This window comes from Roseibium porphyridii (genome assembly GCF_026191725.2).
Lineage (GTDB): Bacteria > Pseudomonadota > Alphaproteobacteria > Rhizobiales > Stappiaceae > Roseibium > Roseibium porphyridii.
In genome coordinates this window covers 1,509,808-1,535,753 of the sequence record NZ_CP120863.1, presented here as the reverse complement: position 1 = coordinate 1,535,753, position 25,946 = coordinate 1,509,808, and the positions used below count along the sequence as shown (strand labels likewise).

Annotated in this window: 25 protein-coding genes; 15 read left to right on the top strand and 10 right to left on the bottom strand. The window is 55.4% G+C overall.

Features of this window, described 5'->3' with window-relative positions:
* Positions 1–6: 6 nt before the first annotated feature.
* The 8 genes from K1718_RS07190 to K1718_RS07155 all read left to right on the top strand — a co-directional run bounded on the left by K1718_RS07190 (position 7) and on the right by K1718_RS07155 (position 7,562).
* Complete coding sequence (locus K1718_RS07190; RefSeq protein ID WP_265683355.1) at positions 7–849, top strand: fumarylacetoacetate hydrolase family protein; 843 nt, start codon at positions 7–9, stop codon at positions 847–849.
* A gap of 11 nt (positions 850–860) precedes the next feature.
* Complete coding sequence (locus K1718_RS07185; RefSeq protein WP_265683354.1) at positions 861–1,601, top strand: SDR family oxidoreductase; 741 nt, start codon at positions 861–863, stop codon at positions 1,599–1,601.
* Between the two features lie 124 nt (positions 1,602–1,725).
* Complete coding sequence (locus K1718_RS07180; protein ID WP_265683353.1) at positions 1,726–3,000, top strand: ABC transporter substrate-binding protein; 1,275 nt, start codon at positions 1,726–1,728, stop codon at positions 2,998–3,000.
* Between the two features lie 26 nt (positions 3,001–3,026).
* Positions 3,027–4,016 carry a carbohydrate ABC transporter permease gene (locus K1718_RS07175; protein WP_265683352.1) on the top strand — a complete coding sequence of 330 codons (990 nt, stop codon included), beginning with the start codon at positions 3,027–3,029 and terminating at the stop codon, positions 4,014–4,016.
* Positions 4,009–4,908 (top strand): carbohydrate ABC transporter permease, encoded by a 900-nt coding sequence (locus K1718_RS07170; RefSeq protein ID WP_152500279.1) that lies wholly within the window; start codon positions 4,009–4,011, stop codon positions 4,906–4,908. Before K1718_RS07175 ends, K1718_RS07170 begins: the two co-directional genes overlap by 8 nt.
* The gene (locus tag K1718_RS07165; protein ID WP_265683351.1) at positions 4,908–6,017 is read left to right on the top strand and encodes an ABC transporter ATP-binding protein; all 1,110 of its coding nucleotides are present in this window, start codon (positions 4,908–4,910) and stop codon (positions 6,015–6,017) included. The genes K1718_RS07170 and K1718_RS07165 overlap by 1 nt, the downstream gene beginning before the upstream one ends.
* A gap of 3 nt (positions 6,018–6,020) precedes the next feature.
* Complete coding sequence (locus tag K1718_RS07160; protein ID WP_265683349.1) at positions 6,021–6,785, top strand: SDR family NAD(P)-dependent oxidoreductase; 765 nt, start codon at positions 6,021–6,023, stop codon at positions 6,783–6,785.
* 24 nt (positions 6,786–6,809) lie between these two features.
* Entirely contained in the window at positions 6,810–7,562 is a 753-nt protein-coding gene (locus tag K1718_RS07155) for an SDR family NAD(P)-dependent oxidoreductase (RefSeq protein WP_265683347.1), read from the top strand.
* Positions 7,563–7,618: 56 nt separating this feature from the next.
* Here the strand turns inward: K1718_RS07155 and K1718_RS07150 are convergent, their stop codons facing one another.
* Entirely contained in the window at positions 7,619–7,948 is a 330-nt protein-coding gene (locus tag K1718_RS07150; RefSeq protein ID WP_152504170.1) for an L-rhamnose mutarotase, read from the bottom strand.
* Positions 7,949–7,974: 26 nt separating this feature from the next.
* Entirely contained in the window at positions 7,975–8,823 is an 849-nt protein-coding gene (locus K1718_RS07145) for an amidohydrolase family protein (RefSeq protein WP_152500275.1), read from the bottom strand.
* 92 nt (positions 8,824–8,915) lie between these two features.
* Between K1718_RS07145 and K1718_RS07140 the strand changes: the two genes are divergently transcribed.
* Positions 8,916–10,046: a mannitol dehydrogenase family protein gene (locus tag K1718_RS07140; protein WP_265683345.1), complete on the top strand. Its 1,131-nt coding sequence runs from the start codon at positions 8,916–8,918 to the stop codon at positions 10,044–10,046.
* On the top strand, positions 10,036–10,998 hold the full coding sequence (locus K1718_RS07135; RefSeq protein ID WP_265683344.1) for an aldo/keto reductase: 963 nt from the start codon (positions 10,036–10,038) through the stop codon (positions 10,996–10,998). Before K1718_RS07140 ends, K1718_RS07135 begins: the two co-directional genes overlap by 11 nt.
* A gap of 11 nt (positions 10,999–11,009) precedes the next feature.
* On the opposite strand, the gene K1718_RS07130 is transcribed toward K1718_RS07135, so the two are convergent.
* Complete coding sequence (locus tag K1718_RS07130; RefSeq protein ID WP_265683342.1) at positions 11,010–11,912, bottom strand: GntR family transcriptional regulator; 903 nt, start codon at positions 11,910–11,912, stop codon at positions 11,010–11,012.
* 138 nt (positions 11,913–12,050) lie between these two features.
* On the opposite strand from K1718_RS07130, the gene K1718_RS07125 reads away from it, so the two are divergent.
* The 4 genes from K1718_RS07125 to K1718_RS07110 all read left to right on the top strand — a co-directional run bounded on the left by K1718_RS07125 (position 12,051) and on the right by K1718_RS07110 (position 15,928).
* A complete protein-coding gene (locus tag K1718_RS07125) occupies positions 12,051–13,073 on the top strand; it encodes an ABC transporter permease (RefSeq protein WP_265683341.1) in 1,023 nt (340 codons plus the stop codon).
* Positions 13,074–13,118: 45 nt separating this feature from the next.
* Complete coding sequence (locus tag K1718_RS07120) at positions 13,119–14,060, top strand: ABC transporter substrate-binding protein (protein ID WP_152500271.1); 942 nt, start codon at positions 13,119–13,121, stop codon at positions 14,058–14,060.
* 69 nt (positions 14,061–14,129) lie between these two features.
* The gene (locus K1718_RS07115) at positions 14,130–14,921 is read left to right on the top strand and encodes an ATP-binding cassette domain-containing protein (protein ID WP_152500270.1); all 792 of its coding nucleotides are present in this window, start codon (positions 14,130–14,132) and stop codon (positions 14,919–14,921) included.
* Positions 14,922–14,941: 20 nt separating this feature from the next.
* The gene (locus K1718_RS07110; protein ID WP_418068131.1) at positions 14,942–15,928 is read left to right on the top strand and encodes a zinc-binding alcohol dehydrogenase family protein; all 987 of its coding nucleotides are present in this window, start codon (positions 14,942–14,944) and stop codon (positions 15,926–15,928) included.
* An 84-nt stretch (positions 15,929–16,012) separates the two neighbouring features.
* Here K1718_RS07110 and K1718_RS07105 read toward each other — a convergent pair whose 3' ends face one another.
* The 7 genes from K1718_RS07105 to K1718_RS07075 all read right to left on the bottom strand — a co-directional run bounded on the left by K1718_RS07105 (position 16,013) and on the right by K1718_RS07075 (position 25,058).
* Complete coding sequence (locus K1718_RS07105; protein ID WP_265683337.1) at positions 16,013–17,557, bottom strand: sulfatase family protein; 1,545 nt, start codon at positions 17,555–17,557, stop codon at positions 16,013–16,015.
* A gap of 56 nt (positions 17,558–17,613) precedes the next feature.
* Positions 17,614–18,597, bottom strand: coding sequence for an ABC transporter ATP-binding protein (locus K1718_RS07100; RefSeq protein ID WP_152500268.1), 984 nt, complete (start codon positions 18,595–18,597; stop codon positions 17,614–17,616).
* Complete coding sequence (locus K1718_RS07095; protein WP_265684673.1) at positions 18,590–19,642, bottom strand: ABC transporter ATP-binding protein; 1,053 nt, start codon at positions 19,640–19,642, stop codon at positions 18,590–18,592. Before K1718_RS07095 ends, K1718_RS07100 begins: the two co-directional genes overlap by 8 nt.
* The gene (locus tag K1718_RS07090) at positions 19,617–20,759 is read right to left on the bottom strand and encodes an ABC transporter permease (protein ID WP_265683336.1); all 1,143 of its coding nucleotides are present in this window, start codon (positions 20,757–20,759) and stop codon (positions 19,617–19,619) included. Before K1718_RS07090 ends, K1718_RS07095 begins: the two co-directional genes overlap by 26 nt.
* On the bottom strand, positions 20,756–21,739 hold the full coding sequence (locus tag K1718_RS07085) for an ABC transporter permease (protein WP_152504166.1): 984 nt from the start codon (positions 21,737–21,739) through the stop codon (positions 20,756–20,758). The genes K1718_RS07090 and K1718_RS07085 overlap by 4 nt, the downstream gene beginning before the upstream one ends.
* Positions 21,740–21,860: 121 nt before the next feature.
* The gene (locus tag K1718_RS07080; protein ID WP_265683334.1) at positions 21,861–23,801 is read right to left on the bottom strand and encodes an ABC transporter substrate-binding protein; all 1,941 of its coding nucleotides are present in this window, start codon (positions 23,799–23,801) and stop codon (positions 21,861–21,863) included.
* A gap of 36 nt (positions 23,802–23,837) precedes the next feature.
* Positions 23,838–25,058: a mandelate racemase/muconate lactonizing enzyme family protein gene (locus K1718_RS07075; RefSeq protein ID WP_265683333.1), complete on the bottom strand. Its 1,221-nt coding sequence runs from the start codon at positions 25,056–25,058 to the stop codon at positions 23,838–23,840.
* Between the two features lie 215 nt (positions 25,059–25,273).
* Between K1718_RS07075 and K1718_RS07070 the strand changes: the two genes are divergently transcribed.
* Positions 25,274–25,933, top strand: coding sequence for a GntR family transcriptional regulator (locus K1718_RS07070; protein ID WP_173005913.1), 660 nt, complete (start codon positions 25,274–25,276; stop codon positions 25,931–25,933).
* The last annotated feature ends 13 nt before the right edge of the window (positions 25,934–25,946 follow it).

Sequence of the window (25,946 nt, the reverse complement as noted above, 5' to 3'; positions counted from 1 at the left end):
GAGTACATGAAGTTTTTGAGACTTGGGGCAGCCGGTCAGGAAATTCCCTGCCTTTTGGACGAGAGCGGCACGGCGCGCGACATTTCTTCTCTGGTGTCAGACATTACGCCTGAAACCATTGCCGGTCTGACCGCGGCTGTTGCCGGTGTCGATCCTGCTAGTTTGCCGGAAGTCGATCAGGCAGGTGTCCGTGTGGGGTCTCCCGTCAGTCAACCGCGCAACATCTACTGCATTGGCCTCAATTACAGTGATCATGCCAAAGAGGCCGGCATGCCGATCCCCGAAGAACCGATCCTCTTCAACAAGGCGTCCGGAACATATTGCGCGCCTTTTGACCCCATTCTTTATTCCGACAAGATGACCAAGCTGGATTGGGAAGTTGAGCTTGGCATCGTGATCGGCAAGCAGGCCTTCAATATTTCCAAGGATGAAGCGCTGGAGCATATTCTCGGATACACACTCGTCAACGATGTGTCTGAGCGGTCCTGGCAGCTGGAACGCGGTGGGCAATGGGCCAAGGGAAAGAGCTTTCCCAACTTCTGTCCGACAGGCCCGTGGATTGTCACCGGAGACGAATTGGATGACGCAAAATCCCTGCCGATGTGGCTAGACGTCAACGGTCAGCGAATGCAGAACGGCAACACCGACACCATGATTTTTGATCCGGCGACCATTGTTAGTTACCTGAGTGAGTTTCTGCGACTGGAACCGGGTGATCTGATTTGCACCGGCACACCTCCAGGCGTCGGCGCTGGCATGAAGCCTCCGGTCTGGCTAAAAGTTGGTGACAGGGTCTCACTTGGCATCCAGGGGCTGGGAAGCCAGGAACAGACTGTTCAGAAGATCTGAAGGAAAGAAGTGTGTCGGAGAGACTGAAGGGAAAAACCGCGATTGTAACTGCAGCAGGCCAGGGTATCGGCCGGGCCGTTGCAGAACGCCTGCGTGATGAAGGTGCCGTGGTCTTTGCCAGCGATCTCAATGAAACGCTCTTTGACGGACTGGCCGGCGTAACAACCGGTCAGCTCGATGCCACCGATAAGGCTGCCATTGACGACTATTTCGGGAACTTTGAACGCGTTGACGTTCTCGTTCACTGCGTTGGCTATGTGCACCAGGGAACGATTGAAGAATGCGATGAGACCGAGTGGCTGCGGTCCACCGACATAACTCTTACCAGCGCCTATCGCGTTCTGCGGGCTGCGATCCCTAAAATGAAGGCTTCCGGCGGCAGCATCATTACCATCGGTTCGGTGGCAAGCTCGATCAAAGGCTTCCCCAGACGAGCAGCTTATGGCGCGGCAAAGGGCGGCGTAATCGGCCTGACCAAAGCTGTTGCGGCGGACTATCTGAAAGACCGGATCAGGTGTAATTCTGTTTGCCCGGGAACGGTAGACAGTCCAAGTCTTCGCCAACGCATCGAAGACCTTGCCGAGGAACTCGGCGGCCGAGAGGCAGCTGAAAAGTTCTTCACCAGCCGCCAGCCATCTGGCCGATTTGGCCAAGTGGGCGAAGTAGCATCGCTCTGCGCTTATCTGGCGTCGGATGAAAGTGCTTTCGTTACAGGACAGGCAATCAACATTGATGGAGGCATAACGATTTAAGCGGAACACGTGCTGATCCGCGAAATTGAACACTGATTTTTGTTCACGTGCACAACAAATTGTTCACGTGAACTAATGACAGCCTGCATATCCAAAAAGCGTCATGATCGAGGAGGAAGAACCGATGACGAACTTGCATAAGAAATTGATGGTAACGGTGGCCGCAGCTGCAGTTACGACATTGGCAATTGCCGGTAGTGCACACGCCGAACCCAAAACCAACCTGCTTCACCAGTGGCATTCGGGTTCGAATGCCGAGGCAATCAATGTGCTTGGGACCATGTTTGAGGAAAAAGGCGGCTCCTGGAAGCAGACAGCCATCCCCGGTCACACGTCCAACACGATTGCCCGTTTGCGCGCCGACGTGATTTCCGGCAATCCCCCATCTGCGGTTCAGCTCAAAGGTCCTGAAATCGGCGAATGGGCGAAGACAGGTCTGACAGCTGATCTCAATGCGCTCGCCGAAGAAGAAAACTGGGAAACTGTTGTTGCGCCTGAACTCGTCAGCGTCATGAAACCGCACGGCACTTGGGTTGCATCGCCCATGAACATCCACCGCATCGATTGGATGTGGGCATCCAAATCCGCAATGGATGCGATCGGCGCAGAAGAGCTGCCAAAGACTTGGGATGAGTTCAACGTCCTTGCCGAACAGATGGCTGAAAAGGGCATTGTACCCGTCGCCCACGGCGGTCAGGACTGGATTGACGGAACCCTGTTTGAAATCGTGGTTCAGGGCATCAGCACCGACCTTTTCAGAAAGGCGTTCATCGAACTCGACCTGGAAGCACTTAACAGTCCGGAAATGGTCGCCGCCTTCGACCAGCTTCGCAAGATGGTCGGCTGGATGGACCCGGCTTTCCCTGGCCGTGGTTGGGAAGAGCCGCTCAACATGATGGCAAAGGGTGAAGCCGGTTTCTATTTCCACGGCGACTGGGCCATCGGAACCATGAACGCCGCCGGTTATGAATACGGCAAGGATTATCTGTGCGCCGGCGCACCGATGAACAGCGGCGAACCCGGCTACATCCTGAATTCCGATTCAGTCGTCTTCTTCAAGCAGAGTGACCCGGAGTTCATCGAAGGACAGAAAATGATGGCCTCGCTCATCATGTCCCCGGACTTTCAGAAGGTCTTCAATGTGGCCAAGGGTTCCATTCCGGCTCGCATGGATGTCGAGTTGGGTGACGAGTTCAACCCGTGCCAACAGCTCAATCTGGTTGATCTGAAAAACGCAGCGGAAGCTGGAACCGTGGTGCGCTCAATGGCACACAACATGGCAGTGCCTGAGAAGTTCCGCAAAGCCATGTTCACGGTCATTTCCGAGTTCATCACAAGTGACATGAGCTCTGAAGATGCCGCACAGAAAATGGCGGAAGCCGTGATCAACGAATACTGATCACATGTCCTCAAGGAAGGGGCCTGTTGCAGGCTCCTTCCTCCTTCATCGGCACAAAACCACTCGGGCAAGCCATGCAATCTGTTGCACATATACCGGAATTCAGAACCCGCTCGGTCAGCCGCGCAGCTCGCATGGCGCAGCTCGTGCCAACCCTGGTTCTGCTCCCGACTCTTATCACCACTGGCATCTACATATTTGTGTTTGTCTGCTGGAACATCTACTTGTCGCTGTCCAGTTCGACCTTGCTGCCGGTTTATGACTTCGCAGGTTTTGATGCCTACACAAGGCTTTGGCGCAACCCGCGCTGGACGACCGGCGTCAACAACCTGGCAATTTTCGGCGCGCTCTACATTGTGTTGTCCCTCCTGGTCGGCGTTGTCCTTGCTGTCCTTATGGACCAGCGTATCAAGGGCGAAAACTTCCTTCGATCCATATTCCTCTATCCGATCGCAATTTCCTTTGTTGTGACCGGAACCACCTGGCAATGGATCTTGAACCCGTCCACCGGTCTGGAAAAATTCTTCCATGACCTTGGCTGGACGAGCTTCGAATTCAGTCTGATCACAAGCCGCGAAACAGCACTCTACGCCGTGGTCATCGCCGCGGTCTGGCATGCGTCCGGTTTTGTGATGGTGATGGTTCTGGCCGCCCTGCGCGGGGTTGATCATGATGTGGTCAAGGCAGGTCGGATCGATGGCGCGGGCATGTTCAAGATCTACCGCCGGATCATCCTGCCATCCATTTGGCCGGTCATCATTTCTGTCCTGATCATTCTCTTGCAATTCGCGATCAAGACATTCGACCTGGTCCTGGCGCTGACCCACGGCGGTCCGGGTATCTCGACCACCTTTCCTGCGATCTTTGTTTATGACCGCCTGTTTGCCGCCGGGGAGCTTGCGCAAGGCGCGGCGGCGGCCGTCTGGCTTCTGATCGGCCTGACTGTCGTGCTGCTTCCGGTCATTGCCCTTGGCTGGGTGCTGCGCAAACAAAAGAACGGAGGCGGCCATGCCTGACATAGACACCCTTCCCGATTTCAATCGGAAGAAGCCGTTCAATCCACGCAGGTTTGCAACGCGGGTCGCGGTCTATTCGATCCTGATCGTGGTTGGCCTGTTCACCATCATGCCGCTCGCGGTGATCCTTCTGAATTCGCTGCGCTTCAATGCCGATATCCTGCGGGAAAGTTTCATCGGCTGGCCCACCAGGATCACCCTTGAAAACTGGGACGTTGCGTGGAGCTCGGCCTGTATCAACGCAAGCTGTACAGGCGTGAAGCCCTATTTCATCGCGTCGATGCTCATGGTCGTCCCCGCAACGCTCATCTCCACGGCAATCGGTCTGGTGAACGGCTTCGCGCTCACAAAATGGAAAATGCCTTTTGCCAGCGTTGTCTTCGTCGCCATCACCATCGGGGTTTTTCTGCCGCCCCAGGTGGTTCTGCTGCCCTGGGCGATTGCCCTCTCCTGGCTCGGATTATCGAAATCGCTGGCCGGTCTGGCGCTGGTTCACATCATTCAGGGAACGTGCTTCACGACCCTCTTTTGCCGGAATTATCTGGTCAATCTTCCAGACGATCTGATCAAGGCCGCCCGCATCGACGGAGCCGGTTTCTTCAGAACCTTCTGGAAAATTGTGGTGCCCCTGTCACCGCCGATCATCATCGTAACGATCATCTGGCAATTCACCTTCATCTGGAACGAGTTCCTCTTCGCGGTCACGTTCAGCTCTTCGGATTTCAGGCCGATCACGGCCGCGCTGATGTCATTGAATGCGGACGACACCGGTGTCAGCGAATATGGCTTCGGGTCCGCTGCGGTCCTGATCGCGGCAATACCGCCTCTCCTCATCTACTTCTTCGGCGGGCGATATTTCGTTCGCGGCCTTACGCAGGGAGCAGTCAAATAATGGCGCGTCTCACAATCGACAGTACCTGGAAAAAATACGGCGAGTTTCTGGCGCTCCGGGACATCAACCTCGACATCAAGGACGGCGAATTCGTGGTGCTTGTGGGTCCGTCCGGCTGCGGCAAGTCCACGCTGTTATCCATCATTGCCGGTTTGGAGGAAACCTCCTACGGCACACTGACCTTGGGTGAAAGAGACGTCACCGATCTATCGGCGAAAGACCGGAACATCGCCATGGTGTTTCAGTCCTATGCGCTTTATCCGACCATGACCGTTCGCGAAAACATCACCTTCGGAATGGAAAACAGGCGTGTACCCAAGGATGAACAGAAGAAGGCCGTCGCTGACGTTGCTCGTCTTCTCCAAATCGAGCCGCTGCTAGGCCGCAAACCATCGCAACTTTCCGGTGGTCAACGACAGCGCGTTGCCATGGGTCGGGCTCTCGTACGCGATCCTCAGCTGTTTCTCTTTGATGAACCGTTGTCAAATCTCGACGCCAAGCTTCGCGTGGAGATGCGCACAGAGATCAAGAAGCTGCACAAGAGACTCGGCCAGACCATCGTCTACGTCACGCATGATCAGATCGAGGCAATGACACTGTCTGACAGGATCGTGGTCATGAGCGGCGGTGTCGTGCAGCAGTTCGCGGATCCGGACACTATTTACAGGGAACCCGCGAACAAGTTTGTCGCCGGCTTCATGGGATCGCCCTCCATGAATTTCATCGATGTGGACGTCGAAGGCAGCCAGAACGATATTCGGCTTGTCTATCGATCAAATGGTGCGGAGCTGGTTGTTCCACTTGGCACACGTCACGAAGAACTGCTGCCCTATGTAGGTGGCAAAGTGACCATTGGCGCACGCCCAGAACATTTCGTTCTGGACGGCAAACAGGAAGGTGCTCTTGTTCCGATTACGGCCCGCGTCGAAGTGGTGGAGCCGACGGGCCCTGACACGATGTTGGTGTTTCAGGTGGCAGATCTGTCCCTGGTTGCCGTTCTGCCTGCCAATTTCCGCCCTGCCGAGGATGAAGAGATCAATTTGCTTCTCGATCTCGAACATGTCTGCTTTTTTGATCCGGAAACAACAGCTCGCATTCCAAGGATCTAAGCGATGTCGACCTTTGCCACCTACCCGAGCCTCGCCGGTATGAACGCCTTTGTCACAGGGGGGGCCACGGGGATCGGTGCTGCGCTGGTCAAGGCCTACGCAGCTCAGGGTGCGAAAGTTGGGTTCGTCGACATCAATGCAGATGCGGGCAATGAGCTCTGCCAGAGCCTGCGCGATGCCGGTGCCTCCGTCTGGTTTCAAGCTGTTGATGTCTGTGACATCCACGCATTGCAGGCTGCAATCACCACCTACAAGGGCACCTCGGCACCGTTGGACATCCTGGTGAACAACGTAGCCAACGATACAAGACACGACTGGCGGGACGTCACCGTCGATGACTGGGACCGGGCAATGGCGGTCAATCTCCGCCCGACATTTTTCGCAATCCAATCGGTTGCGGCAGACATGATCAGCAGGAAAAAGGGAGCAATTGTCAATTTCGGATCGATAGCCTGGAAGGCCAAGCACGGCGGAATGCCGGCCTATACCACGGCCAAGGCTGCCATCCATGGATTGACCAGGTCCTTTATCCGTGAATTCGGAACCAGCGGCGTCCGCGTCAATACCGTTTTGCCGGGCATGGTGCTGACGGCCCGCCAACTGGCTGAACATTACAGCGAAGACGTCGATGAAATCCTCAAACAGAACCAACCAATGGCCGGCAGGATCACCGAAGAAGATGTTGCTTCACTCGTGATGTTCCTCTCAGCAGACGACAGCAAAATGTGCACTGGTCAGGAATTTACGCTTGACGGCGGTTGGCTCTGACCGCCCGATATTCAGGAGTTTAAGATGAACACATACAATCTTGATGGCCGCGTTGCGATTGTGACCGGCGCCGCCAGAGGCATGGGATTTGCCGTCGCCGAACGATTTCTGAAGTCAGGTGCCAGCGTGACACTCTGGGACCTCAATGAAACCGCCCTGTCAGACGCACGACAGAAACTGAGCCAATTCGGGGACGTTCATTCCGACAGTGTGAACGTTGCTGACTTCACCGCGGTCAAGACAGCGGCAGAGCGTGTAAAACAACGCTGTGGCCAGATCGATATTCTGATTAACTCGGCCGGTATTGCCGGGGTAAACACGTCCCTTGCCGATTATCCGCTGGATATCTGGAACCAGGTGATGCAGGTAAACCTCAACGGCATCTTCCACACCTGCAAAGCCGTTGTTCCACACATGCAGAACAACGGCTATGGCCGTATTGTGAACATTGCATCCATGGCCGGTAAAGACGGCAATCCGAATGCGTCTGCCTATTCAGTCTCCAAGGGTGCGGTAATCACTCTCACCAAAAGTCTCGGCAAGGAGCTGGCTCGCGAGGGCATCACGGTCAATGTGGTTGCGCCAGCCGTCATCGAGACGGAGATGCTCGCCGACGTGACCGAAGAACAGATCAATTACATGCTTGCCAAAATACCGATGGGTCGCATGGGAACGGTGAAGGAAATCTCCAGCCTCGTGAGTTGGTTGGCTTCGGAGGAGTGTTCCTATTCGACCGGCGCGGTCTATGACCTTTCCGGCGGCCGCGCGACCTACTGACTAGATAAAGGCAGGCAAGGAAGACCAGCTGTCACCTGAGGTCGGGTAAACTGGCATCAGTCCAGATGAAAAACCTCTTCCATGCTTGCCCACCATTCGTCCGGCTTTCGGCTGTCCAGCGGTCTTTGCATCGGTCCGCAGACCTTCCACCAGTCCTTCGTTTCCGCGTCGGCGGCAATGGCAGCGCTGTCGGCTTCAAAATCCGTCCCAGTGTACTCCCAATAACTGAACATCAGGTTTTCAGGTTCTTTCAGGAAGATCGAGTAGTTCGTGATGTTCGAACGCCTGAGCCGATCAAGAACACCTGGCCACACCGCAGCATGCAAACGTTTGTATTCCGGAATATTCTGCGGATCGATCCCGATCACCATGCCCATTCTTTTCACTTGAGCCACCGTTTCTGCTCCTATTGTTAATGACTTCCGGGATCATTGATCCTGTAAAACCGTGACGCCGTTTCGCCGAATACCGCATTACGTTCCTGATCTGAAAGCTGCTGCATCATGGATTGCGCGCAGCCGAACCAGTCAGTGTAGCTTCCTTCCAATTCCAGAACAGGCCAATCGCTGCCCCACATGATCCTGTCTGCTCCGAACTCAGTAACGACATGATCGACAACCGGCTGCAGGGTTTTTGCTGCCCAGCCTGTGCCATACTCGTTGGCAAGGCCTGAAACCTTGCAATGGATCTGTTCGTGACTGGCCAGATGCGCCATGTCGCAGCGCCACGCGTCTCCCGCATCTGCACCGCCTGAGATGACGGGCTTGGCACAATGGTCGATCACTATCTTCAGATCCGGAACGGCCCGGGCAAGACCGTCGATCGCCTGCAAGTGCCTGGGCTGGACCAGCGCATCAAACGACAGTCCAAGGTCCGCAGCAATTGAAAGGTTCGACAGAACACTTGCCTGCAGAACCCAGTCCGTAGCCGCAATATCCTGCAGCATTGGCCTCACGCCTTTGAAAAGCGGATTGGCCGACAGTCTTTTCAGGTCCTTTGCGGCCAGGCCGCTTTCAAGGTCGACCCAACCGACCACGCCCCTGATCAATGAATTCTCTTCGGCGAGTTCCAGCAGAAAATCCGTTTCAGCGACAGTGGGCGCGGCCTGAACAGCAATGGTTGCCTCAATGCCGCAAGCCTTGGCATGCGGCATCAGATCTTCAGGCAGTATGTCGCGCCGGATCGTGGCAACGCTGTCGTCCATCCAGAAATAGTCACCGCGCGCAATTTTCCAGAAATGCTGATGAGCATCGACAACCATGGCCACTCCCTTTACCCGCCCCAGGAAGTTGAAACATGTTGACGGGCAAGTGTTCTTAATTATAAAAAACAAATAACGACACAGGAGGCGTCATGTCAACAACCCCGATTGTTCAGTTTGGTACCAGCCGCTTCCTGCAGGCACATGTTGATCTCTTCGTTTCAGAGGCATTGGACAGGGGCGAGGCGCTTGGACAAATTTCGGTCGTTCAAAGCAGCGGCGATGCGGCCCGGGCAAATCGCCTCAAGGCTTTGGCGGATCCTGCTGGCTACGACGTCTTGATCAAGGGCGTCGACGGCGGCAATCTGGTGAACACTGCACAGAAGATTAAAAGCATCCGAAAGACCTACAGCCTGCCAGCAGATGTGCAGGACGTGGCCGAGATAATTTCGGAAGATGCCGAGATCATCATCTCAAACACCGCCGACGCAGGATTCAAACGACAGTCCCAGGATACCGACACGGAATTTTCAGCCGGCATGTCCTACCCTGCGAAACTGACCTGGTTTCTTCATCAACGTTTCCGTTCAGGCAGTAAGCCACTTCAGGTCATGCCCTGCGAACTCGTGCCGCAAAACGGATCAGTTCTCCGAGACCTCGTTCTGGAAATTGCGGCGTCATATTCTCCAGACTTCCAGGACTGGCTCAACTCAAATGTCCTGTGGGTGAATTCGCTGGTCGATAGAATCGTGTCAGAGCCTCTTCAGCCTGCCGGTGCGGTTGCAGAACCTTATGCGCTTTGGGCGATTGAAGACCAGCCGGGCCTGAAACTTCCATGTAAACATCCGAGCATCAAGGTTGTTCAGGATCTGGAGGAAGTCGAGACGCTCAAGCTCTTCATCCTCAACCTTGGTCACACTTATCTTGTATCGCGCTGGCTGAAGTCGAAAGACAATCCGAAGCAGTTTGTGCGCGATATGATGGACGATCCGGAAGACTTGGCAGACCTTGAAGACCTATACCGGCAAGAAGTCGTCACTGGCTTCAAGGCACATGGTCGCGAACAGGAAGCAGAGGCTTACGTTGCTACGACGCTCGATCGGTTTCGGAACCCCTTCCTCGATCACAGGCTTGCGGATATCGCGCAAAACCATGAAGAGAAAACGCAACGCCGTGTTGCCGGTTTCCTTGCATGGGTCCAAAGGGCAGATCCCGCGATGAAGATGCCACGGCTTGAAAAACTGGCACAAACTCAGGAAATGGCGGTCACTCATGAAGCTTAACAAGATAGGCAATACCGATGTCGAAGTGACCGATCTTTCCTTTGGGACATCGGGCATCGGAAACATCGGGAGGATCGTTTCCGATCAGGAGGCGGAAGACGTATTGCAGCATGCCTGGAAAGCCGGCATCCGATACTATGATACGGCCCCACATTATGGCCGCGGGTTGGCAGAACTTCGTCTTGGCCGCTTTCTGCAGCAATTCGGCCCACAGGACTATGTGATTTCATCCAAGGTCGGCCGCGTGTTGTCGCCTGGAACCCCGCTCAAGGAAGCAGACGGCTTTGTCGAGCCGTTGCCGAACAGTGTTCGCTATGACTATTCCGGCGACGGCATCGAAGCCTCGCTGGAACATAGCTTTGAGCTTTTGCAGGTCAGACATCTCGACATCGCCTATATCCATGACATCGGAACCTACACCCACGGTCAGAACAATGAAAAACACATGTCGGATTTGTTGGGCACGGGCCTTGATCGCCTGCAACAGCTCAAGGACAAGGGCAAGATCCGGGCGTTCGGACTTGGCGTGAACGAAACGCAGATTTGTCTGGATCTCCTGAGCCACACCGATCTTGACGCCATCCTTCTGGCTGGCCGTTTGACGTTGCTCGACAGGGGCGCTGAGGAAAAGCTGATCGACGTCTGCCGGCAGAAATCCGTTAGTCTGGTTCTTGGTGGAATTTTCAATTCCGGCATTCTGGCGACCGGACCGAAAGAAGGCGCTTGGTTCGACTATGAACCCGCTTCCGAAGAAATCCTTCAGGCTGTGCGAGATCTGAAGGCCAAAACGGATGCTATCGGTATCCCCCTGGCGACCGCGGCGCTTCACTACGCCCGCACTCATCCCTCGGCTGCGTCGGTTTTGCTTGGAACGGCACGGGTCTCATCGCTGGAAAGAAACCTGGCAGCATTGTCGGAGACACTTCCGCAGGAATGCCTCGACCTCTTCTAAGCACTGGACCCTTAAACGTGCTTGTGGCCGCGTAGCGAGGACAAAAGCGTTTCCTTCGAACGTCGCAAGTGCTTCAACGCGGCTGCTTCCGAGCGCTCCGGATCCTTGTCTATCATCGCATTGATCCAGTCCAGATGCTCGTCAATCGCTGCTGCATTGCGTTCCCGTTCATCCCGCTTGTCCCACATGTAGTGGTAGTGGAAGATCAGTGAGATGACCTTCTGTGCCTCAACAACGAAGCGGTTTTTGACAACGCTGTTGACCGTCGTGTGAAAGGTTTCATCGAGCATTGAAAAGTCGTGATATCGCGTCTCGAGATCTTCCCGCAATGCTTCATGCTGCTCTTTCAGTGACGCCAGTTTCTGCCAGATGTCATGATCATCGGGCAACTGGAGCAGTTGGCGAACAGCATTCATTTCCAGGAGCATTCTGAAGTCGGACAACTCAATTGCAAATTCCGCCGTGAAGCCAGAAAGCGTCCAGCCCCCCCTTGCGCGCCTTTCGACGAGTCCAAATCGGCTCAGGCCCGCAAGAAACTCCTGAAGGCTATGCGCCGGTACGCCGAATTGTCGCGAGAGCTGTGCCACGTTGAGCGATGTTCCCGCTGGAACGTCGAACCTCAGGATCCATTCCAGAAAACGCTTTTCCAACTCCTCGGCAGAAATATGTGCATCAACCGGTTCAAGACGATGGCCTGCTTCGGGTTGGCGAATAAGCGTTTTCGTTCGCCCTTCCCAACGCACGATTTTCTCGCTATCCAGCTTTTGCAAGGCACTTCTGACGATCGTACGACTGACTTCCATCTGGTTGGCAAGCGCGATCTCGGGCGGCAGTTGGTCACCCACTTCCATACTGCTGCAAATGTCGAGCAGTTTGTTGTATGCACTCCTGAAGCGATCGTCTGTTCTTGCCATGAACGCAATCCAACATAATAGAATCAAACAAGAATTCCTGTATTTCGTATGATTTAATAAAAAACAATTGACGTCAATATCGCCACCTCGCATATTGTATTTAATAATTAAATTCAATTTTTCGCCACGGGAGGTTTTATGGCGGATTTTGACCGAAGCGATGCTCCGGCATCCTGGACGTTCAAATTCTCAGCAGGGTCACTGCACAAGCTATCCGCGCTCCTGACACTGGCAGTGCTCGTATTCGCCTTCTCGTTCGGCAATGACGCTTTCTTCACCGTCAACAACGGTTTGACGGTTCTGTTGCAAACGTCGGTCATTGGTCTGCTCGGCATCGGCCTGACCATGGTGATTATCACCGGTGGCATCGATTTGAGTGTCGGCTCAGTGCTGGCGCTCTCTGGCGTTGTCACCGGACTATCCGTCAAGGCGGGCATTCCCGTGGCCCCGTCAATGGCACTCGGCGTGCTGACTGGCGCTGCCTGCGGTGCGTTCAACGGCTTCGTCATCACCAAAATGAGGATCACACCATTTGTGGCCACCCTCGGCATGATGTTGATTGCACGCGGCATTGCCCTGCAACTGACCGGCGCGGCCCCCATTTCGCGCCTTGGCGAAGCATTTGGCACCCTGGGCAACGGCTCGTTGTTCCGGATCGTGGAGGAAACCGGTGGGATTTTTCCGAAGGTCGTTTTTCCCGGCATTCCCTACCCTGTCATTCTTCTGGCAATCGTTGCCGTGGTTGCGGCCTATTTGCTGAAACGTCGCAAAACCGGCCGTCACATCTATGCAACCGGTTCGAATGAAGAAGCCGCAAGACTGTCAGGTGTCCTGGTCGATAGGACCAAGATCTGCGCTTACACCTTGTCGGGTGCACTTGCCGGGTTGGCTGGCAACGTTCTGATGTCAAGGCTCGTCACGGTACAGCCGAACGAAGGCGTCATGTATGAACTCGATGCCATCGCGGCGGCGGTGATCGGTGGAGCCTCACTGATGGGTGGGGTCGGCAACATTTCCGGCACAATGATTGGTGCCTTTATTATCGGCGTTCTGCGCAACGGTCTGAACATGGCCGGCGTCTCCGCCTTCATCCAGCAAATCGTGATCGGCTTCATCGTCATTCTGGCGGTCTATGTCGATCAGATCCGAAACCGGCGCTGACATGCCCGGTCTCTCAACAGCGCATCTTCAAACGGAGGAGAACTTATGAAGAAGCTGATTACGACCGCAATGATGGTAAGTGCACTGGCACTGTCCGGAGCTGCATCGCAGGCTGGCGAAATCGCCGTCATCGTGAAGACAACCAATTCCAATTTCTGGCAGAACGTCAACAAGGGCGCGACAGCGGCCATCGAAGGTGTCGAAGAACACACGATGAGCTTCAACGGCCCGGCATCGGAATCTGCTGTCGCCGATCAGGTCAACCTCGTTGAAAACGCGGTCAACCGTGGCGTCAAAGGTATCGTACTCGCCCCATCAGACCCAGAGGCCCTGGTCCCTGCCGTTAAGAAAGCCTTTGAGGCTCAGATCCCTGTCGTGATCATTGACAGTGGACTTGCCGAAAATGGCAAAGACTACTTCCAGGCGTTCCTGTCGACAGACAACTGTGCAGCAGGCCAGCTCGTCGCGGACAAGATGATTTCGGAAGTCGGGAAGGAAGGCAAAGTCGCCGTGATGTCCTACGTCGCCGGTGTCGGATCTGAAGTTGGCCGTGTCGGTTGCTTCGTTGAGCAGATCACCGAGAACTCGAACATTGAGATTGTCGGGCCTTACTACTCGCAGTCACAGATGGCGACTGCCCTGAACCAGACAACCGATGTTCTTGCCGCCAATAGCGATCTTGTCGGCATCTTCGGTGCAAACGAGCCGACCGCAATCGGCATGGGCCGTGCAATCGTGCAGGCAGGCAAGGCCGGCAGCATCACGGCACTCGGCTTTGACGGCAACTCCGATCTTCAGGATTTCGTCAAGGACGGTACGCTTGCAGGGACAGCAGTCCAGGGCTCCTTCCAGATGGGTGAACTCGGCGTACAGGCCGTTCTCAAACTTCTGAACGGCGAAGAAGTTCCGAGCTTCATCGATACAGGTGTTGTCCTTGCAACCAAGGAGAATATCGACAGCCCTGAGGTTCAGAACGTCCTTTATTGACGCACTTGGCCGGACGCTCCTGACCTGGAGCGCCCGGCCCAATTCCAGACTTTTGCTAGGACCGGCAATATGACCCTGCACTCCCAGTCTGGACCGCCATTGGTTCAGATGATCGACATTGAAAAGCACTTTGGCGGCATCCGCGCCGTGAACAACGTGTCGCTTGATCTTTATCCTGGCGAAGTTGTCGGCGTGCTTGGTCATAACGGTGCCGGCAAGTCCTGTCTGATGCGCATATTGTCGGGTGCGATGATGCCAAATGAAGGCACAATCAAGGTCAATGGGCACGCAGCTCATATTCAAAATCCGCACGATGCGCGCGAGTTCGGCATTGAAACAATCTACCAGACACTCGCCCTCGCCGATCATCTGAACGCACCTGCAAATCTGTTTCTTGGACGTGAACTGACGAACCGGTTCGGCGATCTGGACGACGCAAGGATGATGTCAGAATCTGAGCGTGTGCTGCGACGCCTGAACCCGAATTTCAAGAACCTCAACGACCCGGTCGCAAGTCTCTCCGGTGGGCAGCGCCAGGTGATAGCGATTGCACGGGCGATCTATTTTGAAGCGAAGATCCTGATCATGGACGAACCGACCGCGGCCCTTGGCCCCTCGGAAACGGCGATGGTGGGTGAGCTGATCAAACAGCTGCGGTCCGAGGGCATCGGCATCTTGCTGGTCAGCCATGACATGCACGACGTTTTCGAACTCTGTGACCGCGTCGTGGTGATGAACAAGGGCCGCGTTGTCGGCGCTCATCACATCGATGAAGTGACAAAGGATGATGTGCTCAGCCTGATCATCAAGGGCGAACTTCCGGCTGATTGGTCCGCTCGCAACCTGGAGCCTCAGGCATGATGGACACAAGAACGGACGTCATGAATTGCCTGGTGTGCGTCGAGCCTGGAAAGATGGCTCTGGAGACAAGGCCCATGCCGGTCAGTGCGCCGGAAGACTGGGTTCTGGTCGATATTGCCGCAATCGGAATTTGCGGGACCGACTATCACATCTTTGAAGGCAAGCATCCCTATCTGAATTACCCACGTGTCATCGGTCACGAATTGTCCGGTTATTTCGCCGAAGGACCCGAGGCGGGCAAACTCGTGGTGGTCAATCCTTACGTTTCCTGCGGCAAATGCCGGGCCTGTCGGCGCGGCAAACCGAACTGCTGCAGCAATATTGAAGTACTGGGTGTCCATCGCGACGGCGGCATGTGTTCACGCCTCGCTGTGCCCAGGCAGAACCTTTATTCAGCCGACGGCCTGACGGCCGAACAGGCTGCAATGGTCGAGTTTCTGGCCATCGGCGCTCACGCGGTTGCCCGGTCCGGGATATCCAGTGACGATCTTGTGCTGGTCACCGGTGCCGGTCCCATCGGCATTGGAACAGCGCTGTTCGCACGCCTTGCCGGCGCTGAAGTTCATCTTATGGATCTGAGCCGTGCACGCCTTGATCTTGCGAGCAAACTGTTCGGCTTCAACGCGCTTCACATCGCCGGTGACACGGTGCTGGAAGGCGAGCTTGCGGACGGCTTCGACGCCGTCTTCGATGCAACCGGAAATGCCAGGGCAATCGAAAACGGCTTTCCCTTGCTCGCGCATGGCGGCAGCGCCGTCCTGGTCAGCGTCGTGAAGGACGACATAACATTCAACGATGCCGAGTTTCATAAACGCGAAGCCCGGATCATCGGGTCGCGCAACGCGCTCAAGTCGGACTTTGACCGTGTCATGGACGCCATGCGCAGCGGCAAGATCCCAACAGACGCACTCGCATCGCGAAAGCTCGGCCTGAGCGAACTTCCGGAAGAGTTTCCGAAACTCGTCGAAGATCGGGAACACCTCATCAAAGTGCTGGTGTCCCCTTAAGAAAAGCCCTGACGAACCTTCACTGGTCTGTTTGCTGCAAGGTGTCAGGGCACACAGCGGCGCTGCAGTGCCTGGGGCACGGTCCTAGTGCCAGCCGACGCGCGGCGCAACGGGGATCCTGTCATCCGGCCTGCTGCTGATCATGTCCATATGCTCCTTCACAACAGCTGCGTAGCCCGCATCCTCGAAAAGATTTGTCATTTCCGACGGATCATCATGAAGGTCATAGAGCTCGCCTGTTTCCGTTTTCAGGTCGACCGACATCCGGTATCGTTGGCTCCGAACTGTTGTCAGATCCATATCAATGCCGCTTCGGGCAGCATCGACCTCCCACTCATTGAGTGCAAAGTCGCGACTTACCTTTCCAAGCATCACCGAGCGCAACGACCAGCCATTGTCAGGTGAAGCCTCAATACCGGCCAGATCCGCAAGTGTTTGCCTCAGATCCACCGTCGACACGGGATCTTTGACAACGACCCCTTCTGGAACGGATGGTCCACGGATAAGGCATGGCACACGAAGCAGGCCGTCATAGAGCATCGGCCCCTTGAGCAGAAGGCCATGATCGCCAAGCCACTCGCCATGGTCGCTGATAAAAACGATGATTGTGTTTTCAAGTTCGTTGCCTGCTTCAAGTGCTTCCAATATCCGGCCAACCTGAGCATCGATCCAGGCAATCATCCCGTAGTAGATCGCGGTGATGTCCCTGAGCTGTCGCTCGTCAAGCGGGTCCACAACGCCCCAGTTCTTGCCGCCTTCTGCATGCTCACGTTTAAGGTTATGCCGCACTGGGCTTTCCAGAAACGCGCGGTGCCACCAGGGCCGATTGTCCAGGTCAAGCTGCCAATGACGTGGAAGGTCGACCTCATCGGGATGATATAGATCGCACCAGGGTTTGGGCGCCAAAAAAGGAGGATGCGGATCCGGAAAAGAGACCCAGGCAAACAAAGGCTTGTCGCCCCTGTTCTTGATCATGTCGATCGCTCGATCCCCTATCCAGGGAGAAGAATGCCATCCTGGCTCGAGCGCAGACCGCCAGGCCTGAAAATGCGACGTTTCAGGCTGCACATGCTCTTTGGCACGATTCCAGCGAACACGTCCGCCGCCATCACCGTCCAGAAAGTTCTCGTAGTGGAGCGTATAAGGTGCCTCTTGCCAACCGCAGTGGTGGTGCGGACGCAGCATCAATTCAACCTGCCGGAAACCAAAATAGGGCCCGCCCCAATCGGCGGGAAAGTCTGCAGTGCTGTGATAACACTCCGGTGCACCGGTTGGATGGAAGGTTTCGTTGCTGGCAAAATGGGCTTTGCCGATAAACCGCGTTTCATAGCCTGCATCCGCGAAGACGTTGGCCAGCCCCAAGGACCCGATTTTCTCATCAAGGTTACGGCCATTGTCCCTGACGCCATGTGTATAGGGCAACTTGCCCGTTAAAATGGAGGCTCTTGCCGGCTGACACATTGGGTGGGGTGTAATGCACTTCGCAAACATTGCCCCGCCCCGGCCAATCCTATCGATGTTCGGCGTCTTCACATGCCGATCTTCGAGGCCAATGCAATCACCGCGCTGCTGATCCGTCGAAATGAGGATGACATTCGGTTTTTCGGTACGCGGCTTTTCAATGGTCATGAGGGGTTTGGTCCTAATTCTTTCGTGCGAAGCAAAGGTCGTTGCCGACGGGTTCTTCAGATCTCGCCCGCGAAGTGACAAAGCACGTCCGCGTCCTGCACTCTCTTTGCAGGTGGCGCCTCGTTGCGGCAAAGGTCCGTTGCGTGTGGGCACCGCGCAGCAAAACGACACCCTTTGGAACCTGCCGCACCATCTGCCAGCTTGGATGCCTTGTGTTTGCCACGCCGTTTTCGTGGGTCGGGCACCGGGACGGCATCAAGCAATGCGCGCGTATAGGGATGTTTGGGCGCCCGGAACAGTGCCTCTGTTTCCGCCAGCTCAACCACCTGCCCCAGATACATCACCGCTATGCGGTCGCAGATGTGTTCAACAACCGCCAGGTCGTGCGCGATGAACACATATGTGAGAGAAAACTCCTCCTGCAGATCCTGCAAAAGGTTCAGGATCTGAGCCTGAATGGAAACATCGAGTGCCGATACCGCTTCATCGGCGATGATCAATTCAGGCTGCGTGGCCAGCGCCCTGGCAATGCCCAGTCTTTGGCGCTGACCTCCTGAAAAGGCATTCGGATAGCGCATCAGGAATTCCGGCCTCAATCCAACCTGTCGTAGCAGTTGTGCCACACGCTCCGACAGGTCCTTGCCGCTCAGACCTTCAGACTTGCGCAGGCTTTGGCCGACAATTTCCAAGACGCGTAGACGAGGATTGAGCGAGGACTGAGGATCCTGAAACACCATGCGCATGTCTTTCCAGATATCGCGCAGTTCGGCCTTGCCACTCTGGCAAAGATCCACTTCCTGACCGTCCTTTCGGCGCAGGACAATACTGCCTGAAGACGGCTTGAGCACACGCATGATGCATCGGCCAAGGGTTGTCTTGCCGCTTCCGCTTTCACCGACAATGCCGAAGGTTTCGCGGCGGCGAACATCAAAACTGATGCCGTCGACCGCTCGAACCACATCCGTGGATTTGCCGAACAAACCGCCACCAACGGGAAAGTGCATGTTGAGGTCTCGAACCTCCAGGATCGCATCAGACATTTGCGGCCTCCTCCTGATAAAGGAAACAGGCGACATCCGTTTTGCCGGTTCTCAAAAGCCTGGGTTCATCCTTGTCGCAGATACCAGCCATGGCCTGGCCGCATCTTGTGCGAAAGGCACAGCCTGAAGGTCGTGCCAGCGGGTGGGGCACCATCCCCTTAATCGCCGGCAGCCTGCGGCGTTTCTCCATCCCCAGTTTCGGAACTGACTGCATCAGGGCCTGGGTATAGGGATGACGCGGATCCTCAAAGATCGAAAAGACATCGCCCTTCTCGACGACTTTGCCCATATACATGACCGAAACGTCTTCAGCGACTTCCGAGACGACACCAAGATCATGTGTGATGAGCAGGACGCCCATCTCCAACTCTTCCTTCAGTTCAGCGATCAGATCAAGGATCTGCGCCTGCGTAGTGACATCCAGTGCAGTGGTCGGTTCATCGGCAATCAGAAGGCGCGGCCTGCATGAAAGCGCCATGGCGATCATGGCGCGCTGACGCATGCCCCCCGACAATTCGAAGGGATAAGCCTCGAACCTTTCAGAAGGACGGGGAATGCCCACCTTGTCGAGCAACTCGATCGCCTGTTCCTTTGCTTCCAATTTGCTCACACGCCGATGCAGCTGGATCGTCTCGACAATCTGCTTTCCAATCTTCGTAATCGGCCCGAGTGAGGACATCGGCTCCTGGAAAATCATGGCAATGTCCTGTCCGCGGATTTCGCGAAGATCCCGCGAGCCAGGACGCATTTTCGCAAGGTCGACAGAACGCCCGTCTCCGGGCCGGTAAGTGATGCTGCCCTCCACGATCTTGCCCGGCGCATCAACAATCCGGAGGATCGAGCGTGCCATGATCGACTTGCCGCATCCGGACTCACCCAATATGCAGTGCGTTCTGTTTGCGTGAATGTCCAGATCGACACCTTCGACTGCCTTCACCACCCCATCGTCGGTAAAGAAATGCGTCTTCAGACCCCGGATCTCGACCAGCGGCTGCGCGTTTTGTCTTGTCTGGTCTGGTTCAGTGTGCATGCGGATCAGCGGCATCACGAAGGCCGTCTCCCAGAAAGTTGAGTGCCAGAACGGCAATCACGATCATCGTTCCCGGCGCAATCAGCAGCCAGGGTGCTTCAATGATCGAACGGATGTTCTGTGCCTCTTTCAAAAGCGTTCCCCACGACACGATGGGCGGCTGAAGCCCTATGCCAAGAAAGGACAGGGACGTCTCGGCCAGGATCATCAGCGGAACGGCCAGGGTCAAAGAGGCGATGATGTGACTGGAGAACGAAGGCACCATGTGTTTGCGGATGACCTCCCAATCCGTCAAACCGTCAAGGCGGGCCGCCGTGATGAAGTCTTCATTTCTGAGCGAGAGGAATTTGCCTCGAACCTCGCGCGCAAGGCTGGTCCACCCGATCATCGAAACAATAATGGTAACCACGAAATAGGTGTAAAGCGGTGGCCATCCGAGCGGGATCGCCGCGGCAAGTCCCATCCATAAAGGTATGGTGGGTATAGACCGCAAAAACTCGATCAGGCGCTGAATGAGGGTATCGACCCATCCGCCGTAGTAGCCGGAGAGGCCACCCAACGACACGCCGATCACCAGCGAGACGACAATGCCGACAAGCCCGATCGACATGGAAATCTTCGTACCGATAATGATGCGGCTAAGGATATCCCGGCCCAACCTGTCCGATCCGAGGAAATACACAATGTCACGTGGGTTCTTCGGGCCGAAGAAATGCGTCTTGGACGGTATCAGACCCAGGATCTCGTAGCTGTAGCCTTCCACGAAAAAACCGAGCGGGATGATCTTGTTCGGGTCTTCGACATAGCTGCGCCGCATTGTCGCCCGGTCCACCTGCATTTTCAACGCTTTGGCATGAAGCTGGAAAGAGCGCTTGCCATCCTCGTCTGTCACCAGGAAGTGAATGCCCTGCGGAGGAACGAAAATGCCCCGCCGGTTGGTCTCGTCGATCTTTTCCGGCGCTAGAAAATCGCCGAACAAGGCCATGAAATAGATGAGACCGGTGATCCAGAGACTGACATAGGCAACACGATGACGACGGAATTTGCGCCACATGAGAGCCCAGGGACCCAGCAGCTCCGGGGTGTGTTGTTCTTCAGTGCCCGACGGCCCAAGCGTTGTTTCAACGGTCATTGATAGCGAATCCTCGGATCAATCCAGGCAAGCAGCAAGTCGGAGACAAGTGTACCGATCACGGTCAGTATGCTGACCAGGAGGATGAGTGATCCCGCGAGATACATGTCCTGCACCAGCAATGCCCTGAGGAGAAGCGGTCCCGTCGTTGGCAGGTTCATGACAACTGCGACAATGATTTCCCCGGACACAAGTGTCGGAAGGATCCAGCCGATGGTCGAGACGAACGGATTGAGTGCCACACGGACCGGGTATTTGAGCAGCAGCTGGAACTCGGACATGCCCTTTGCGCGCGCCGTGACGACATACGGCCTGTAAAGTTCATCCAGGAGGTTGGCGCGCATGATGCGGATCAACGCAGCCGCACCCGAGGTGCCGACAACCACGATCGGCATCCATATGTGCGCCAGAAGATCCAGAAACTTGTCGAAGGTCCAGGGTTCGCCAAGATATTGCGGGCTGACAAGTCCGCCGACACTCTGACCGAAATACTTGAAGGCCACATACATCATCACCAGAGCGAGCAGGAAATTTGGAACCGCGAGCCCGATGAATCCAAAAAACGTGGCGATATAGTCCCCGGCAGAATATTTGCGAACGGCAGAATAAATGCCAATCGGAAGGGCTGTCATCCAGATGAAAAGAAGTGTCATCAGCGAAATGGCGAACGTCCAGCCGAGCTTGTCCCAGATGATGTCGTTGACGGGAATGTTCTTTTCAAAGGAGATCCCGAAATTGCCGTGAAACAGGATCTGGGACATCCATTTGAGATATTGAACATACATTGGCTGACCGAGACCGTACTGATCCCTCAGCGCCTGCATGGTTCCCTCGTCAAGGCCGCCGGAATCGCTCAACTCGGCTGCCAATGTGTCCAAATAGTCACCAGGTGGCAGCTGAATGATCACGAAGGTCACGACCGAAATCAAAAAGACGGTCGGGATCATGTAAAGAAGGCGCCGGTATAAAAAGCCAAACATATCCGATGTTGCCCGCCAGGGATGATGCCAGAGAAAAACCGCGAGGTGCCGGGAGGACATGGCAAACCTCGCGGTGGAGTGCACCCGGTCGCAACATTGAGAAACCGGGTGGCAAGTTTACTTATGGCAGATTGTCGCCGCCTTCGAAGTAAAACTGAGACGTATAGGGCGCCGGCGTCCACAGCTGGCCGGCAATTGGCATCGGGTCCACATGGTTGCGCAAATTGTTCCTTGCGATACCAAAGGCACCGTTGCTCTGGATAAGCCCCACTGTCAGCAATTGCTTGCTGGCACTGTCGATGAGTTTCACCAGCGACTCTTCCTGTTTTGCAGGGTCGGCAGTCGAAGTCACACCGCGGTAGATCTCAAAGAGTTCCTTGATCTCTTCCGGAGGCTCCGTTCCGGTGCTCGGATCCGCACCCCAGGCTGCCCATTTGGGAGCCCAGAACACTGCCTGGCCACGCGGCAGGTAACAGTCCGGATTGGCGTAGGCATCAACCAGTCCACCCGGGCAGTTCCAAAGATAAGCGTCATGTTCACCGGAACTGACAATCTCGAACAGGCGAGACCTGTCACTTGCCCTGACCTGGAAGTCGAGACCGACATCCTTGGCGTAACCGGCAACAAGTTCCATCACGTCCGGGTATTGCCAGCCGAATACATCAGCGACCAGAAACACAAGGGTGAACCGTTCGCCATCAGGCCCCAGTCGAAAACCATCCTCGTCCTTCTTGTCCAGCCCGATGCTGTCGAGCAGGGCACCGGCCTTTTCCGGGTCATAGCTTGTGGAGTGCTTTGCCCATTCTTCGTTGTAGAACGGAGACAGGGGATGCGGCGCTGTTTGAACCGGATTTCCCGCACCGAGATACACAATGTCGTTGATCGCTTCGCGGTCAACCGCGTGGCTGACGGCCTTGCGGAAATCGAGATTGTTGACGATCTCGTTTTTGACCGGATCTGCATTGTTTAGGTTGAACATGAGCGCTGTCTGGCTGCCAGGAATGTCTCCAACCTGATAGAAGTCGTATTTACCCCTGTCCTTGTTGTCGGTCAGCGCCGCCAGATTGACCGGCCGACCGATATGGCGCGCCATGTAGTCAATCTCTCCGTTGAACGCTTTCAGCAAGATGGCTTCAACGTCTTCCACCTGGTCCCAGGTAATCTGATCGATGTATGGCAGCTGCTGGCCATCCGGATCGACCTTCCAGAAATAGGGATTGCGCTCGGCAACGACCCTTTCTGTTGCGCCGTAGCCATTCTTCAGATGCCAGGGGTGCAGCGTCGGACGGTCGGCATTTTGCCAGAAAATGGGCGTGTGCATGGGACCGGCCTTCAGATTGAACAGCTGAACCCAATCTGCTGCCGCCGGCTCTGCATCCACCAGCTTCTGAACGTCCGGATTGTGATCGATATGGAATTGAGCGAGATAATGCTTCGGAAAGTTGACGACGTAATATCCGAACCCGTAGGCCATGTTCTGCAGGAACAGTCCATTCGGCTCCTCAAACTTGAACTCGACCGTCGTGTCGTCAATCTTTTTGACCTGCACCGGACCTGCCGTTTCGACAAAATTCGGGTGCTTGCTCGGTGTCAGCCGCTCATCAAGCAGAACCTCATACCAGAACATGATGTCATCGGCCGTGAACGGCTCGCCATCCGACCATTTCATGCCGTCACGCAGCTTGAACGTGAAGGTGGTGGCGTCGTCGGACACCTCAAAGCTTTCTGCGATATTCGGTTCAATGGAAGACCAGTTGGGGCTCCAGCGCACCAGGTTCTCAGATCCAATCAAGCGCACGATATTGTGCTGATCCCCGCCGCCAAGAATGGCACGGCGCAAGGTACCGCCATATTCGCCAACACTGGTGATCGGTTCCATTACCAAAGGTGACTTTGGCAGTCTTTCTTCAACACTTGGAAGCTCCCCCGCCTTGACCTTTTCGGCAAGTTGCGGTGCTTCCTTGAAGTCCGCTGCAAGAGCAGTTCCCATGTGCAGCATCGTCAGGGATGCCATGGCAACGCTACCGATCAGAACAGACTTCAAGTTTCTCTGCTTACTCATTTGCTCCTCCTCTATCAGCAAAGAGAATTCGAACCGTCACCAATTGGTGACCGAACCATCCGGGTGCCGCAGGTGCGGCGCTTCAACATGAGCCGGGCTTTGACCGGAGATCGCTTCTTCGTCGACCTCCACTCCCAGTCCGGGTCCTTCGGGAATTTGATAATTGGGGCCATCCAGAACGGGCTGAACGGGAAACAATGCGGGATCGTGAAATCCGAGATCCTCGACCGGAGATTGGCGCGTTTCCAGCCAGCTGAAATTAGACACAGCCGCTGACATGTGAACGGTTGCGGCCGTGCAGATGGGCCCAAGCGGATTGTGGGGCATCAAGTCGATGTAGAACCGCTCTGACCAGCCCGCGACCTTCATCGCCTCGGTGAAGCCACCGATATTGCAGATATCGAGACGCATATATTGCGTCAGCCCCTGCTCCAGAAAGGGAGCGGCAGCCCATTTTGATGCGAACTCCTCACCGACAGCAAAAGGGATATTTGTCATCGTACGCAGCGATGCATACGCCTCCGGCGCTTCGCTGCGAATGGGCTCTTCCAGAAAGTCCAGTGTACCGGCTGGCAGCATGGCGCAGAAGCTGGCGGCCTCAGCAACACTCAACCGGTGGTGCATGTCGATGCCTAGCGTGACCGCGTGTCCGAATTCCTTTCTGATTTCAATCAGATCTCCGGCCACATCCCCAAGACCGGCCTTCGGGTCGAAAGTCACATTGTCTCTGAAGTTCGACGGATAGATCCTTATGCAATCCCATCCCGCCTGCACGAGTTCACGGCTTTGCCTCAGCAGCTCAGAGCGCGTTGTCGCCATAGTGCTCGCGAATGTCGGAACGACATCTCGCTGCCGACCGCCGAGCAATTGATAGACCGGTACGCCCAGCCGCTTACCCAGAACATCATGCAGCGCGATGTCGATTGCGGAAAGAGCCGCCGTCAGGACCCTGCCACCTTCAAAATACTGACTGCGGTAGCATTCCTGCCATATCCGGCCGATGCGCCTGGAATCCTGACCCAGAAGAAAGGAAGCAAAATGATCGATCGCTGCCGAGACCGCCCCTTCCCGTCCGGAAAGGCCGCTTTCACCCCAACCATGCAATCCGTCTTCCGTCACCAGCTTGACCAGCAACTGATTTCGTTTGCCCACACGAACGACAAAGGGCGTGATGGATGCAATCCGCGCTGCGCGATCCTCCCATCCCCGCGAGACTGGCGTTGCCTCATAGTCAACAACTCCTGAAGCCTCTTTCATGTCGTTTACCTCTCTTCCAATTGCAGGCAAGCTACACCAACAATTTCAAATCGTCGACTATTTTTTTAATTTAGTCGACTTTATTTATGTTTTTGACGTACCTTTTTCTGTATATTCACGAACAAAGTGCAGCAAAAGATCAAAACTACGGATTGAGCGGACGCGTTTCGGTTGCTACCAATGACGCGCGGACGACACGTCACCGAAGGGAAAGCATGAGCGCATTCAGCAAATCCGATGACCAGGAAGCTTCGTTATATGAAGCAGTGCTCGACGAGATCTCAACGGGTCGTCTTGAGGCCGGTCAAAGACTGAAAGTGTCGGAGCTGGCCAATCGCTTCGGCGTGAGCACAAGCCCCGTTCGCGAAGTACTGCGCCTACTGCAAGGTGAAGGGTTTGTTGAAATTCACCCAAACCGCGGCGCGGTGGTCAAGCAGGCGGATGCCAATACCATTCAGAATATCTTCGAAGTGCTTCAGTTGCTGGAGCCCTATTTTGTTTCCTGGTTCGCCGACTACGCCCAGCCGGAAATGATTGAGGAGATGGAAGACATTCAGCGGCGGATCGAGGAACTGCCAACTGCTGATCTGATTGCCTTTCGAAAGCTGGATATTGAATTTCATTGGGCGATTTGTCGCCAGCACTACAATCACGTCGCGGCCGATCTCTGGAGGAAGCTGCGCACCGCGTTGAATGTCCACGGTGCAAAACTGAGAATCAGCCCGGTCCGGTATCAGACGATCATGGAAGAGCATCGGGAGCTGATCGCGGCATTCAAGGCGCATGACGCGGCACGCGCTGAAGCGGCGATCAACAAGCACGTTGCCGGATCATTCACGCAAATGTCGCAACAGATGCGCGCGCTCGGCATCTGAACTCCGCCGGGTG